14 protein-coding genes are annotated in these 14,060 nt (G+C 38.7%); 12 read left to right on the top strand and 2 right to left on the bottom strand.

What is annotated here, in order from left to right; genetic code table 11:
• Window positions 1-127: 127 nt before the first annotated feature.
• Together DV942_RS14660 and DV942_RS14655 are read right to left on the bottom strand one after the other, a co-directional pair.
• A complete protein-coding gene (locus tag DV942_RS14660; RefSeq protein ID WP_145858659.1) occupies window positions 128-2,500 on the bottom strand; it encodes a M1 family metallopeptidase in 2,373 nt (790 codons plus the stop codon).
• 12 nt (window positions 2,501-2,512) lie between these two features.
• Window positions 2,513-3,097 (bottom strand): HupE/UreJ family protein, encoded by a 585-nt coding sequence (locus DV942_RS14655; RefSeq protein ID WP_145858657.1) that lies wholly within the window; start codon window positions 3,095-3,097, stop codon window positions 2,513-2,515.
• A gap of 184 nt (window positions 3,098-3,281) precedes the next feature.
• Between DV942_RS14655 and DV942_RS14650 the strand changes: the two genes are divergently transcribed.
• The 12 genes from DV942_RS14650 (at window position 3,282) to DV942_RS14595 (ending at window position 14,054) form a co-directional block, all read left to right on the top strand.
• Complete coding sequence (locus DV942_RS14650) at window positions 3,282-3,788, top strand: DUF6702 family protein (RefSeq protein WP_145858655.1); 507 nt, start codon at window positions 3,282-3,284, stop codon at window positions 3,786-3,788.
• A gap of 137 nt (window positions 3,789-3,925) precedes the next feature.
• Window positions 3,926-5,194: a DUF7033 domain-containing protein gene (locus DV942_RS14645; protein ID WP_145858652.1), complete on the top strand. Its 1,269-nt coding sequence runs from the start codon at window positions 3,926-3,928 to the stop codon at window positions 5,192-5,194.
• A gap of 85 nt (window positions 5,195-5,279) precedes the next feature.
• Window positions 5,280-5,924: a uracil phosphoribosyltransferase gene (upp, locus tag DV942_RS14640; RefSeq protein WP_145858649.1), complete on the top strand. Its 645-nt coding sequence runs from the start codon at window positions 5,280-5,282 to the stop codon at window positions 5,922-5,924.
• A gap of 52 nt (window positions 5,925-5,976) precedes the next feature.
• Complete coding sequence (locus DV942_RS14635) at window positions 5,977-6,306, top strand: low molecular weight protein tyrosine phosphatase family protein (RefSeq protein ID WP_145858647.1); 330 nt, start codon at window positions 5,977-5,979, stop codon at window positions 6,304-6,306.
• 855 nt (window positions 6,307-7,161) lie between these two features.
• Entirely contained in the window at window positions 7,162-7,851 is a 690-nt protein-coding gene (locus tag DV942_RS14630; RefSeq protein ID WP_145858644.1) for a YjjG family noncanonical pyrimidine nucleotidase, read from the top strand.
• 79 nt (window positions 7,852-7,930) lie between these two features.
• Window positions 7,931-8,635 carry a DUF4476 domain-containing protein gene (locus DV942_RS14625; protein WP_145858642.1) on the top strand — a complete coding sequence of 235 codons (705 nt, stop codon included), beginning with the start codon at window positions 7,931-7,933 and terminating at the stop codon, window positions 8,633-8,635.
• 19 nt (window positions 8,636-8,654) lie between these two features.
• Window positions 8,655-9,173, top strand: a complete 519-nt coding sequence (locus DV942_RS14620) for a DUF1569 domain-containing protein (protein WP_145858639.1) — start codon at window positions 8,655-8,657, stop codon at window positions 9,171-9,173.
• 248 nt (window positions 9,174-9,421) lie between these two features.
• Entirely contained in the window at window positions 9,422-10,741 is a 1,320-nt protein-coding gene (locus tag DV942_RS14615) for a flippase (protein ID WP_145858635.1), read from the top strand.
• Window positions 10,738-11,385 carry an O-methyltransferase gene (locus DV942_RS14610; RefSeq protein ID WP_090980899.1) on the top strand — a complete coding sequence of 216 codons (648 nt, stop codon included), beginning with the start codon at window positions 10,738-10,740 and terminating at the stop codon, window positions 11,383-11,385. The genes DV942_RS14615 and DV942_RS14610 overlap by 4 nt, the downstream gene beginning before the upstream one ends.
• Before the next feature lie 12 nt (window positions 11,386-11,397).
• Entirely contained in the window at window positions 11,398-12,159 is a 762-nt protein-coding gene (locus tag DV942_RS14605) for a class I SAM-dependent methyltransferase (protein ID WP_145858633.1), read from the top strand.
• A gap of 397 nt (window positions 12,160-12,556) precedes the next feature.
• Complete coding sequence (locus DV942_RS14600; protein ID WP_145858630.1) at window positions 12,557-13,474, top strand: glycosyltransferase; 918 nt, start codon at window positions 12,557-12,559, stop codon at window positions 13,472-13,474.
• Between the two features lie 124 nt (window positions 13,475-13,598).
• Window positions 13,599-14,054 (top strand): PA2169 family four-helix-bundle protein, encoded by a 456-nt coding sequence (locus DV942_RS14595; RefSeq protein WP_090980907.1) that lies wholly within the window; start codon window positions 13,599-13,601, stop codon window positions 14,052-14,054.
• The last annotated feature ends 6 nt before the right edge of the window (window positions 14,055-14,060 follow it).

Below are 14,060 nucleotides of genomic sequence, written 5' to 3'. Positions count from 1 at the left end.
ACCAGGTTGAAAATAAAAACTCCCCGTTGAATTTTGTTCAACGAGGAGTTTCAAAAGAGTTTCTTCATCCTAAAGCTTTAAGATTCCCAATCAAGTCGGGAATGACGATCGGAGAAATAATGATACATTATTTCCCAGCAGCAGCCTGCATTGGGTTTTTGCCAACTGACTGGCCTCTTACAGCCCCACCAGCTTTTGCTTTATATACTTTAAATTTACTTTCTTTGGCTTTACCGCCCCACGTATTGTTAGATGTATCAATATCAGCGGTTTCGCGTAACGGATCAATTAAAATTGAAGCCACTTCTTTGTTTTTCACATAGAATTTAGAAGTCTTAAGTTCATTGTGTCTCCAGATCTGCGCAGGGATACGGTCTATTTCTTTTGTTCCATCTTTATAGGTAAACTCTACAATAATAGGCATCACCAAACCACCTTTATTGCTAAAACTCAGTTCGTATAAAAACTGGTTGGCATATTTACTTTGATCAGCTTCTGCAACCGCTTCTATAGGCGGTGTCATATCCATTTTCGTGGCAACAGTTGTATCAACAGTAACCAATCCTCTATCGTATTTATAATAAAAATCCTGAGCCGCTGTGTTTTTATCTACATAGAAGCTGATTTTTTTGTCTTCGCGATTTCTGATTTTAGAAATATCCTCAAAAGCATTTACGGCAGGCCTGTCAATTTTAACCATTCTCGATCTGGCAGCAGGAACTTCTTTAGGAAAATCGGCTTTTGCAAATTTCACGCTGTCTAAAGATATATCACATGGATCGGTTCCGTAAAACCATCCCCTCCAAAACCAATCTAAATCTTCGCCACTGGCATCTTCCATGGTACGGAAAAGATCAGCAGGCTGGGGATGTTTAAATGCCCATCTTCTTGAGTATTCCTTAAATGCATAATCAAAAAGTTCTCTGCCCATAATGGTTTCGCGCAGAATATTTAATCCTGTAGCTGGTTTTGAATAGGCATTTGGACCAAAACGCGCAATATTTTCAGAGTTGGTCATAATGGGCTCCAACTCATCTTTAGGCAATTTCATGTAATCAACAATGGTATAGGCCGGTCCTTTTTTACTTGGAAATTTATTATCCCAAAGCTCTTCGGTTAAATACTCCACAAAAGAATTCAAACCTTCATCCATCCAGGTCCATTGGCGCTCGTCGCTATTTACAATCATCGGGAAAAAGTTGTGCCCAACTTCATGAATAATAACCCCTAACATGCCATTTTTAGTGCTTTCGCTATATGTTCCGTCTGCATCGGTACGGCCATAATTAAAACAGATCATCGGATATTCCATTCCATTTGCTGCCTCGATACTTTGCGCCACCGGATAAGGGTATGGAATGGTGAAATCTGAATAGGTTTTAATGGTGTGCGCTACTGCACGTGTAGAAAATTTACTGTATAGGTTATAAGCTTCTTTTCCATAAAAACTCATGCACATTACGGTATTGTTATTGGCCTGAATTTTTTGAGGCATGGCATCCCAGATAAATTTGCGGGAAGATGTCCACGCAAAATCACGGACATTATTAGCGTTAAAAACCCAGGTTTTTTTAGCCGTAGATTTTTTGGTTTCTGCCAGTTTAGCTTCGGCCAGGGTCTGGATTTCAACAGGCGCGGCAGCCGTTTTTGCTGCATTATATCGGCTCAACTGTGTTGGGCTTAAAACGGCGCTATAATTAATACACTCTCCCGTTGAACCCACAAGGTGATCTGCCGGAACAGTCATTTGTACTTTAAAATCGCCAAAGGTTAAGGCAAATTCGCCCCGACCAGTAAACTGGTGGTTTTGCCATCCCTGAAAATCGCTGTATACGCATAAACGTGGGTACCACTGGGTCATGGTAAACAGGTAGTTTCCATCTCCCGGGAAAAATTCATAACCACCTCGTCCACCTACACTCATCCGGTCAGAAATTTTATAATTCCAGTTGATGTTGAAGATAAATTTCTGCCCGGTTCTCAATGCTACCGGCAAATCAACCCTCATCATCGTTTTGTTAACGGTGTAAGGTAAGTTTTTACCGGCCGCATCGGTTAATTTCGTAATATTGATACCATAGCCATTGTTACCGGTTGTACTTAACTGGTCTAACATTTTAGTGGTGCCTATTGCAGGCATCTTTGTCGCATCCTGATAGTTTGCATTTCTATCTGTGCTATGCTCATTTTCATCAAGCTGCAGCCAGATATAAGTTAAAGGGTCAGGAGAATTGTTGGTGTAGGTGATGGTTTCAGTTCCTGTTAACAGCAGGTTTTTTTCGTCCAGCTCACATTTGATATTATAATCGGCGCGCTGCTGCCAATATTTAACACCGGGTGCCCCGCTGGCTGTACGCTGTTCGTTAGGGGTAGGTAAAATAGTACCCAGCTGCTCAAACTTATTCCCATGGTTGCTGCCAGGGTTATTCTGAATATTTTGCGCCATAGCCAAACCTCCGGAGAAGATAAGCAGGCCGGTTAAAGTAAATAGTTTATTCATTGTTATATTTCATTAAAAAGGAATTCGCTCTAAAGCCATTTTTAAAGCCAGGCTAAATACGGCTGCTGATATAAATAAAACCCAACTCATTCGTTTTATGCGGGTATAATTAAAAATTAAAAAGGTAATTAAAAGAATAATAATCACCATAAAAACCTGCCCGGCCTCTAAACCTAAGTTAAAACCAAACAGGCCCCAGCCAATTTGCTGATCTTTGGCCAGCATGATTCGGATGGAATTTGCAAAACCCATTCCATGGATAAGCCCGAAACCCAATGCCAAAAAGTAATTGATCTTGATTGATTTCAAAGAGAAATTTTTCCTGAACAGGTTGCTGATGGCCGTAATGACGATGGTACAGGGAATCAGGAATTCTACCCATTTACTATCAAACCTGATGACATCCAAAACGCTTAAAAGTAAGGTGAATGAATGGCCGATGGTAAAGGCCGTAACCAATATCAGCACCTGTTTTAAATTAACATAACTATAAATAGCCACCAGGGCTAAAATAAATAGCTGGTGATCTAAAGCATCGGCACTGATAATGTGCGCCCAACCCAATTTAAAATAAAAAATAAAATCTTGTAAGGGCATGAATAATAAGCTAACTATTGGAACTAAAATAGTTTACAACAGTTAAAATTAGATTTTTTAATGATAAAACCCCAAATATCCGTCAAACAAAAGCGTAAATACTAAATTTGTTACGGTCTTAGCTATTTAAATCTATTATCTTCCTTAATTTTAAGCCCTAACTTTGTACTTCTTAAAAAAACCGATGCATAAATTAAAATATATCCTGCTGTTTTTGTGCTGTGCTTTTTTTTCTGTTAAAGCGGGCACGAAACATCCCTTGCACGTAAGCACAACTGAAGTTAACTTTAATGCAAAGGATAAGACCTTAGAAGTAAGCTGCAGGATCTTTTCTGACGATTTCGAGGCCATTCTAGCCAGATTATACAAACAAAAAACCGATCTGAGTAATCCGAATATGAAAAGTGCCATGGATGTGCTGGTAAAAAGATACCTGCTTGCTCATTTACAGCTCAAGGCCAATAGCAAGGCCGTTGCCATGAATTATATCGGATTTGAGATCGATCATGAAGCTACCAATATTTACCTGGAAGTTGAAAAAGTGCCTACGTTAAAATCTGTTGAAGTTAATGACAGTATTTTATACGATATGTTCGATGATCAGATGAGTATAGTCCATATAGTAAAGGGTAATAACCGTAAAAGCACCAAAATCCTTTATCCTGAAAAGAAATTCACGGCAAACTTTTAACTGTAGTTTTTGTATTAGATAGTGTTCCGGTGTTAAATTACCGTTAATTTTTAATGGTCAATATTTTTAGGTTAATATCAGGCTAAGATATATTTCTTGTACTCTTTTTTTAAATACCGCGTTGTTAAAATAAAGTTATGCATCTGATCATCTTTTCCAACATATTAACGCCCAGAATTAAATATATCTTCAATTTCATTTTTAAAGATGTTCTTAAAGCAGAAATAGAATTTACAGGCAACAGCCAATATTTTTTGCAAAGTACTCACATCAAAATCAGTTATGGCGATGAGCCTTTGGGTGAAGAACTTTTCTTTAAAAGCACACCTTTGCTTTTCTCCAACAAATTAGAGGATATTAAACCTAAAACCTTATCATTTGGTGAATATCAGGTACCCTTTCCTGTCGATCGGTCTGCATTACCATTCGATGTTTTTGCTGCTTCCTTTTTTATAATCAGCCGGTACGAAGAATACCTTCATTATCGAAATACGGAAGATGCCTTTAAGGCATCAAAAAGTTACCAGCACAAATGGCGGGTGTTGGATAAGCCGATTATCGATGAGTGGGCATTAATGATTAAAAGTATCATCAGGAAAAAGCATCCGGACTTTAAATTTCAGGAAAAGAAATTTGAGCACTGGCCCACCATCCATTTTAGTATGTTAACCCATTTGCCTGACGGTTTCCTGAACAGGACCAAATTTGTTTTCAGTGCGCTTTTTAAAAAGGAAAATAATTACCTGAATGCTAAATTTGACAGGTTAACAGGAATCGGAATCAACAACGAACAAGTACTTGAGCAGGTAAACGAGATGTTTGCTTCAAAAAAAAATAGTCCCCTTTATTTCGTCGATTTCCCTGATGTTCCAATCGATTACATCAGAACAAATGATATTTCTAAAACCTTGAACAACCAATCGCTTGGTTTGTTGAGGCCCTGCGCCAGCGACAAGCAGAAAATGACTGAAATTAAAGAAGGTTTGGTGAAGCTAAAAAAGATAAATCCAAACCTCATCAAGCTAAGCAGCCAGCAGCTGGATGCCTTAAAATTCCCAATATGCTATTTAAATCTCCTTAACTCCGGCATCACTTCTGATTATTCTATGGGTTACGATCATGTGATGGGGTTCAGGGCAGGAACATGTACACCATTTAACTGGTATGACCTTCAGTTGGAGAAAGTAACACCACTGGTAGTCAATTCATACTGCTTAACAGATCATATCCTGCAATTTCTAACCCGACCGGCAGCAGTAAAAGAAATGCACCAATATATTGATGCGGTTAAAGTGGTAAATGGAACTTTTTACAGTAGCTGGAACTTGAAAAGCTTATCGGATCATCCCAAATACAGGAAGTTGAAATTACTTTTCGAAGAAATGCTCCATTATGCGGGGAATTGACTTTAATGAAACATTATTTAGCCGGGAATTGCTACATTTAGTGATTAAACAATTTGCCGCAAATCTATAATATTTACGTAATACCATGATTTTCGATATCAGCAAGACAAAATCTATTGCCAATACTTTCATTGCAGAACTTCGTGACGAGCACATCCAGAAAGATTCGATGCGTTTTCGCAAAAACATGGAGCGGCTTGGCGAATTTTTCGCCTACGAGATCAGCAAATCATTGAAATATACCGACCAGGATATCGTAACTCCCTTAGGTGTATCAACTTGTGGTGTTTTGGACGAGCAGCCCGTCCTGGCTACTATACTCAGGGCCGGACTTCCGCTTCAGCAGGGACTGCTCAACATCTTCGACAAAGCCGAATGCTGTTTTATCTCTGCTTATCGTAAAATGGATCAAGGAGAAGATTTTATCATTCAAATGGATTATATTTCTACTCCGGATCTGGATGGAAAAGTATTGATTATGGCCGATCCGATGCTGGCAACGGGACAAAGCATGGTGATGTGCTGTAAAGAGCTGATTAATCGCTATAAAATTGCCGAGCTTCATATTGTTGCTGCAATAGCGAGCGCCGAAGGTGTTGCCCACGTACGTGCCAACCTGCCTAAAGCAAAACTTTGGCTTGGCGCAATAGACCAGGAAATGACCAGTAAATCTTACATTGTGCCAGGACTTGGCGATGCGGGCGATTTAGCTTATGGAGAGAAAGTTTAGGTTAGTCCTCAGTCTAGAGTCTTTAGTCCGGAGTCTGTAACGTTCAATATAAATGAATATCCTCTTTGTTTGCAGCAGAAACAAATGGCGTAGTGCAACTGCCGAGACCATGTATAAAAATCACCCCGAGCATCAGGTAAAATCAGCCGGAACGGAACCATCAGCAAGAATTAAAATCAATGCAAAACTGATTATCTGGGCTGATCTGATTTTTGTGATGGAGAAAAAACACAAACAAAGAATTACGGAACGTTTCCCTGAGGAAGTTTATGAAAAAGAAATAATCACTTTGGATATTCCAGATGATTATCAGTATATGGATGAGGCGCTTATAGAAGAAATTGATTCAAAAGTTGCCCATTATTTAGCCGAACGTGGATGATCATACTATCGGTTGGTGTCGAACCGGTCGAAATAGGTTTGGAAATGAGCATGCAGTAATCCCTGGCGGTGGATAGCCCCGCTTTTTGCTTTACTCCGTTTCACTTCGTGTTCGCTTCAATCCGGGTTTAGCAACAAAGGCTGCTGCACCCAAAACCCCGAAAATGAAATGCAGATGTAGCCATCTAGCCCCGGTTGCAGCGGGACCCTGCAGCAACGAGGCACGAGGCAGCGAAACGTACAAACGGAAGACGGGAGGAAATTTAATGTGAAATACTGGCTCTGCGCTCCTTTCAATAAGAATATTTTACTATGGGCTGGTGCCGCACCGACCGAAATAGGCTTTGGAAATGAGCATGCAGTAATCCTTGGCGGTGGATAGCCCCGCTTTTCGCTTTACTCCGTTTCACTTCGTGTTCGCTGCAATCGGGTTTAGCCACAAAGGCTGCTGCACCCAAAACCCCGAAAATGAAATGCAGGTGTAGCCATCTAGCCCCGGTTGCAGCGGTACCCTGCAGCAACGAGGTACGAGGCAGCGAAGCGTACAAGCGGAAGACGGGAGGAAACTCAGTGTTTTGTACTAAACCTGCGCTCCTTTCAGTAAGAATATTATACTATGAGCTGGTCTCTCACCGAACCGAAATAGGATTTGGAAATAAGCATGCAGTAATCCTTAGCGGTGGATAGCCCCGCTTTTCGTTCTACTCCGTTGCACTTCGTGTTCGCTTCAATCGGATTTGGCAACAAAGGCTGCTGCATCACAATAGGAGAAAAATGAAAAACGGCAATAAATAATCAAACTTAGGTTTATCTGTAAATCAGAGATCATTAAGTTACCTTTGTAAAAACATCATAAATGAAAAAACACATCTTCTTCGACCTCGACCATACTATTTGGGACTTTGACCGCAATGCAGAAGAAACACTAAATGAACTTTATCATACTTATCAGTTAGACACACTTGGACTTAAATCCTGTACCGATTTCATCAGTACTTACACCCAAAACAACCATCAGTTGTGGGCTGATTATCATCTCGGTAAAATCACCAAGGATTTTTTAAGGTCAGAACGCTTTAGCAAAACTTTTATTCAACTGGGTATCCATCCTGACGCAGTGCCGCATCAGTTTGAAGATGATTACGTCAGTATTTCACCTACCAAAACCAATTTATTTGAAGATGCAGAAAATGTTTTAAGTTATCTAAAGCAAAAATACACTCTTCATATTATTTCAAATGGTTTTAAGGAAACAACCTTAACCAAAATGAACCTTTCAAATCTTAATCCATATTTCGAAAATGTGATTATTTCAGAAGATGTAGGTGTAAACAAACCAAATCCCATCATTTTTGAATATGCCTTGGATAAAGCGCAAGCGATCAAGGCAGAAAGCATCATGATAGGTGATAGCCTTGAAGCCGATATTTACGGTGCGCTCAACTTTGGCATGGAAGCCATCTTTTTTAATCCTTTGCAAAAAGAAAAACCTGAAGATGTAAAACAGCAAATTGTTCATTTGGAAGAGTTATTAACACTTTTTTGAATCCTGTTCCTTTTTTGTTTTGGTTTTGGCATTTGTTTCGCATTAATTCAAAACACACACAAATGAAACCTTAATTAAAATGAAAAAAACCATCTTTTTAGGAGTGGCAATGCTTTTTGCTACCCTAAGTTTCGCTCAAAACAACCGCAGATCAGCCGAAGTTTTCCTGGAAATCGTTAATCCGGGCAGGTACACCGTATATCTGGACGAAGAACTCGTTTCGTCTGCTACCGGCAGGTTCCGTTTTTACGATGTCTATAATTCTGCACCCATACTATCTATTATTCAGGGCGATACGGTAATCTTAAAACAGCAGATTAGCGTGACCCCGGAACAAAGACTTGTTTTAAGCCTGGATAATAGAAGTTCAATTACGCTGAAACAGCTGAATATCTTTCGAAACAGGCAGTACGTACTTGATGATTTTGATGGTTACACCGGAGCTTTTAATACAGGCATTGTTCCGGCAATGCCGCCACAACCTGATCCGTACTACCGTTTATTATCTCCGGAGGCTTTTCAGGAATTTTATACCAGTTATAAAAAATCCAATTTTGACAGCGAAAAGGTAAGATTGATCAATGCGATCAGTAAAAATGCCTCGTTTTCCAGCAGTCAGAGCAGACTTATTCTTAAAACATTCACATTTGATGAAGAACGGTTAAAAATTGCTAAAAGCCTCTATCAAACCGTTGTAGATCCGCAAAATTATTTTACGATTGCCGAGATATTTGAATTTCCTTATTATAAAGATGAATTTTTAAAGTATTTGGAGAAACCGTAATTCGGCTTACCTTTATTAAATGACGGCTGCAAAAGTTAAGGCATCGATCCATCGGGTGGTCGATGCCTATAAATCGAAATTATCGCATTACCCTGAAAATATTTTCCAGACTATTCCACCAATTTCCGGGTGGAGTTATAGCGAAGTATATTCCCACATCTTTGATTCGAGCCTGCTTTCGCTAATCGCCCTGGAAAATGCGGCAAACGGCAAAGGAGAAAGCAAACCCACTCATTTTATAGTAAAGCTGATATTATTATTGGGTGCATTACCTCCGGCACAAAAGTATAAAGTGCCTAAACGGCTGGAAGAGCGGGTAAAAAAAATCAGTAAAACAGAAGCACTCGATTTTATTTTAGAATTTGAAAAAGCTTTGGACGATAATTACCATTTGCTTGCACATTCAAAATCCACCAGCAAAACAAAACACCCAAGATTAGGGTATTTAAACGCTAAACAATGGCTTAGGTTTATAGAAATACATTTAAAGCATCATTTAAAACAGTTAGAAAGAATAGAAAAGAGCTTTCAGGCCTAAATTAATACCTGGTTAATCCTAAAATCTGTGACCATAAATAAGTTTTTTACCCTCCAATGCCTGCAATACATTTTACCCGTAATGGTTGCAACAAAAAGAAGTGGTTAGGTTGTTATCCCTACGACTGATACCAAAAACTACTGAGACAAAGGCACTGGAAACAAAAGAGGGGATAGTTCTACCGACCATAAAATATTTTGAATTTTCAGCACCTTACTTAACGCACATTTTTTTACATCTTTGCGTTAATGAAATTACCCACCATAAAAGGTTTTGACGAAGAAGCATTTAACAAGTATTTAAAGAATACCGGGTGGGTGATGTTTGGCAAAATACTAAGCATGATTGTCGGCTTTGTTGTTGCCAGGTTCCTGGGGCCAATTTCTTTTGGCGATTTAAGCTTCGCTGATGCATTTACTGCAATTGCTGCAGCTATTGGTGCCTTAGGTCTCGATACATTTATCATTCGAGAAATTTTAAACGACCCGGCTAAAAAAGACGAAATATTAGGAACTTCTTTATTGCTGAGATTAGGTGTTAACCTATTATTGATTCCCGTTTCAATCGGCTTATATCTTGTTTTTCATAAATTATCAGATAATCCAGGCGAACCCTTAACCTATGTTGTGGCTCTGCTATCATTCGCCGCATTTTTTAAATCATTTAATGTAATTGATTCCTACTTTCAATCACAGGTACAATCTAAGTATGTAGTACATATTCAAAATATCTGTGTAATTATTTCAGCTCTGGTAAAAATTTTACTAGTCTTTTTACATCTGCCAGTAATCTGGTTTGCCTGGGCACTGGTTTTTGATGGTTTTATCTTAGCCCTGGGTCTCGTTTTACTTTATCAAAACAAAGGATTAAATCTATTTAACTGGCATTTTAAGAAAACTCGGGCAAAATCACTTTTAAAGCAATCGGCTCCTTTAATACTATCGGCTGTTATGGTATCTATTTACATGAAAATAGACCAGGTAATGTTAAAAACAGAAGGAAGTAGTGCTGTTGGAATTTATAGTGCCGTAGCAAGGATTAGTGAGGCTTGGTATTTTATTCCTGTTGCTATTGTTACTTCTGTTTTTCCTGCACTGATAAATGCCCGCAAAACCGATTATGCCCGCTACATTAAACGCCTGCAAAACCTGTATAATTTATTAGTCGCAATAAGTTTGCCTGTTGCAATAGTTATTACCTTTGCCTCAACCTTTATTATTCGTATTATTTACGATAAACGTTTTGAAGGTGCAGAAAACATGTTACCCATTCACATCTGGTCTGGTGTATTTGTCTTTTTGGGAAGTGCCAGTTCTCAGTATCTATTGGCCGAAGGATATACAAAGATTTCCTTTTACCGTACCGCTTTTGGAGCGGTCATAAACATTTTGTTAAATTTTTGGCTAATACCTCGTTATGCCGGCATTGGTGCATCAATTGCAACCTTAATAGCCTGTGCCTGTTCGACATTTTATATCTTATTAATTCCAAAAACTCGGCAACAAGGTATAATGATGTTAAAATCACTATTTTTGGTCACCGCATTTCAAAAAATATTTAAACGTTGAGTACTCTTAAAGCATTAAGCACATTAATTGCAAAGCCAAGCAGGCTTAAGGCACTATTATCATACGGACACAAGGGCTACCTGAACAGCATTGGCTGGTTTACGGCCTTTGATAAAAAACAAGCTGTAGACGGAAAAGGGAAGGCTTTGCCTTGGGTAACCTATTCTTTTATCGATTTTATTAAAGAACGGATAAACAAATCACAGCATATTTTCGAATATGGCTCTGGCAGTTCAACCATTTTTTATGCTGAAAGAGCAGGCTCTGTAACTTCGGTTGAGCACGATAAAGGTTGGTTTGATAAAGTTAAAAACACAAGTCCGGGAAATGCTGAAATGATATTCTGCCAGCTGGAGAAAGATGGAGAATACGCGAAAAAAGCAACGCTGATTGGCAAAAAATTCGATATTATTATTGTTGATGGACGCGACCGTGTAAACTGTTGCAAATATAGCGTTGATGCCCTCTCAGCAAATGGTGTACTCGTTCTGGATGATAGTGAGCGTGAGGTTTATCAGCCAGCCCGCACCTTATTAAAAGCCAAAGGTTTTAAAGAGATCAGCTTTAGCGGCATTTCGCCAGGACTTTTCTATGAAAAAGCGACCTCTGTTTTTTATAAACAGGATAATTGCCTAGGTATTTAAACCATCAGGACCATGTTAAGCGAAGAAGTAAAAACAGCCTACGATAATTTTTATACCAATAGCGATGTAGCATGGAGAATGCTCGGCGCAAAATATAAAGCCCAAAACATTGTCGACGTATGCAAAGGACTAAAACCTAAAAAAGTACTGGAGGTTGGTGCCGGAGACGGCAGCATTTTACATTTTTTAAATGAATGGCATTTCGCGCCAGAACTTTATGCCTTAGAAATTGCCCAAAGCGGTGTTGACCTTATAAAAAGCCGTAACCTTTCCAGTTTAAAAGAAGCCCAAACTTTTGACGGTTACGAAATTCCTTATCAAGACAATACATTTGACCTGGTTATTCTTGCGCACGTTCTGGAGCATGTAGAACACGAAAGGTTACTCATCAGGGAATTAAAACGCGTAGCAAAATACATTGTAGTAGAAGTACCCAAAGATTACCGTTTTGACGTAGACAAACGCATGAAACACTTTCTGGATTATGGGCACATTAACATGTACACTCCAACTTCGCTCAGGTTTTTACTGCGAAGCGAAGGACTGGAAATTTTAGCAGATAAGGTATCGATGACAGCTACTGAAACCGTAAAATTTAATGAGTTTGTAAATAGAAAAGCACCCAAAACGTTTACTAAAACGCTAAAAATAGAGCTCGAATACCGGATTAAGAAAACCTTAGGTAATTTGTTAGGGAGGAAAAAGCAGGAACAGTTTGCCAATGCTTATACCGTTTTAACTCAAAAATCAGATCAAGATCTGCATATATTTTAGTAGTTAAAGCATATTATTTAAGTTTGCTGTACTTTAGAAAAGTATTTTTTTAAAAATCAATATGATTGACAGTAGAATTAACCTTCATGAAATCGTCATTGCGAGAAGGCTTTTTCATCTGGCGAAGCAATCTTTAAAACAAGAATCACTAGCCTGAAATGTTGCTTTCTCAACGATTTGAACAAGCCGTTCCCCTATGTATCCGACAGCTATTAAGATGACGATCATTGGGTTATCGTCTGTTAACCGTATAAAAGTGAACCCAAGATGTGATGCAGTAAGCTAAGCGAAGCTAAACCTTATAAAAGATTTCTCCATTCCGCGGTGCTCCAGTCGAAATGACGTATTGAAGGTATAACTGGCCAGTTTATTGTAAGCTTAATAGAAATAAAATAACATGCAAAACCTTGCTCCGATCGCACTTTTCGTATACAACCGTCCGCAACATACTGAGCGAACATTACAATTTCTGCAGCAAAATGAGCTGGCAGCAGAAAGCCATCTGTATATTTTCTCTGATGGTGCCAAAACCGATACCGATAAAGAAAAAGTTGCCGAAGTAAGAAAAATCATTAAAAAAGCTGATAGCTTTAAATCTGTTAAAGTAATTGAGAGTAAGATTAATGCAGGCTTAGCCAATGCCGTAATTACAGGAGTTACCCAATTAATTGAAGAGTACGATCAGGTAATCGTATTTGAAGATGATCTCATTACTTCTCCACATACCCTGGCCTATTTTAATAATGCCTTAAACCATTACCGGGAAGAGGAAAAAGTGATGCATATTGGCGCTTATATGTACCCTTTAAAAGCAGATGATCTTCCTCAGTCCTTTTTCTACAGGGCAGCAACAAGTTGGGGTTGGGCAACCTGGGGAAGGGCATGGAAAAATTTCGAACCGAATATTGATGTTCTTCTTAAACAATTTGATAAAAAGAAGAGCGCTGCATTTTCTATTGATCATAAAATGAATTTCTGGAAACAGATGCAGGAATTTAAAAGAGGCAAAAATAATAGCTGGGCCATAAGGTGGTATGCCTCGATTTTTTTAAAAGGCGGTATAACACTTAACCCGTCGCAATCACTCGTGAACAACATTGGCCACGATGGCACGGGCGTACATTCCGGAATCAATGATATCTATAACGTTATTATCAATCCTAAACAAATTGTTGAATTCCCAACCACAATAGCTGAAGACCCAATTGCATATCAAGCCATCAAACGCTTCTTAACTAAGCGAAAAGGCAATATGGTTACACGGGTGAGACGCTTTGTTAAGGAAAAGCTTACACAATATTTCTCCAAAAAATAATAACAGTTCAACTTTTACTCTTTTAGTTAATATCGCTCACTGTTCTAAGCAATTAAAAAAATGACAAACCTTTTTTAATTGCTCATGTTGATTTTATAACATCGAAACTATAAAAAATAAAGACATGAAAACGACAACAGAAACAGCAGAGGTATTGAACGATCTGATCCAAATTAATAACGATCGTATTGAAGGTTATGAAAAAGCACGTCAGGAATTAAAAGATGAAGATGCCGATTTGAAGACATTATTTTTAAATATGATAGGCGAAAGCCAAAAATATAAAATGGCGCTGGCAACAGAAGTATCGGCTCTGGGTGAAGATATTGAAACAGGAACCACCAATTCTGGTAAAATTTACAGGGCCTGGATGGACGTTAAAGCACTATTTACCGGCCATGACCGCAAAACAGTTTTAAACAATTGCGAGTTTGGTGAGGATGCAGCACAAAATGCATATAAAATGGCTTTAGAGGCAGACGATATCCCATCAAATATCAGGGAATTAATTTCAGACCAGAAAGCAGCTTTAAGAGTGTCGCACGATGAAATCAAAAGATTACGTGATGCTCAGGCTTAAGTAATT

This window comes from Pedobacter suwonensis, assembly GCF_007833675.1.
GTDB classification, from domain to species: Bacteria; Bacteroidota; Bacteroidia; order Sphingobacteriales; family Sphingobacteriaceae; genus Pedobacter; species Pedobacter suwonensis.
This window is presented reverse-complemented; position numbering and strand designations above follow the sequence as displayed.

Bases quoted from the DNA above. Each gene is read 5' to 3' on its own strand.
- DV942_RS14660 (WP_145858659.1), bottom strand. From the start codon at position 2,500: ATGAATAAACTATTTACTTTAACCGGCCTGCTTATCTTCTCCGGAGGT.
- DV942_RS14655 (WP_145858657.1), bottom strand. From the start codon at position 3,097: ATGCCCTTACAAGATTTTATTTTTTATTTTAAATTGGGTTGGGCGCAC.
- DV942_RS14650 (WP_145858655.1), top strand. From the start codon at position 3,282: ATGCATAAATTAAAATATATCCTGCTGTTTTTGTGCTGTGCTTTTTTT.
- DV942_RS14645 (WP_145858652.1), top strand. From the start codon at position 3,926: ATGCATCTGATCATCTTTTCCAACATATTAACGCCCAGAATTAAATAT.
- upp (WP_145858649.1), top strand. From the start codon at position 5,280: ATGATTTTCGATATCAGCAAGACAAAATCTATTGCCAATACTTTCATT.
- DV942_RS14635 (WP_145858647.1), top strand. From the start codon at position 5,977: ATGAATATCCTCTTTGTTTGCAGCAGAAACAAATGGCGTAGTGCAACT.
- DV942_RS14630 (WP_145858644.1), top strand. From the start codon at position 7,162: ATGAAAAAACACATCTTCTTCGACCTCGACCATACTATTTGGGACTTT.
- DV942_RS14625 (WP_145858642.1), top strand. From the start codon at position 7,931: ATGAAAAAAACCATCTTTTTAGGAGTGGCAATGCTTTTTGCTACCCTA.
- DV942_RS14620 (WP_145858639.1), top strand. From the start codon at position 8,655: ATGACGGCTGCAAAAGTTAAGGCATCGATCCATCGGGTGGTCGATGCC.
- DV942_RS14615 (WP_145858635.1), top strand. From the start codon at position 9,422: ATGAAATTACCCACCATAAAAGGTTTTGACGAAGAAGCATTTAACAAG.
- DV942_RS14605 (WP_145858633.1), top strand. From the start codon at position 11,398: ATGTTAAGCGAAGAAGTAAAAACAGCCTACGATAATTTTTATACCAAT.
- DV942_RS14600 (WP_145858630.1), top strand. From the start codon at position 12,557: ATGCAAAACCTTGCTCCGATCGCACTTTTCGTATACAACCGTCCGCAA.
- DV942_RS14595 (WP_090980907.1), top strand. From the start codon at position 13,599: ATGAAAACGACAACAGAAACAGCAGAGGTATTGAACGATCTGATCCAA.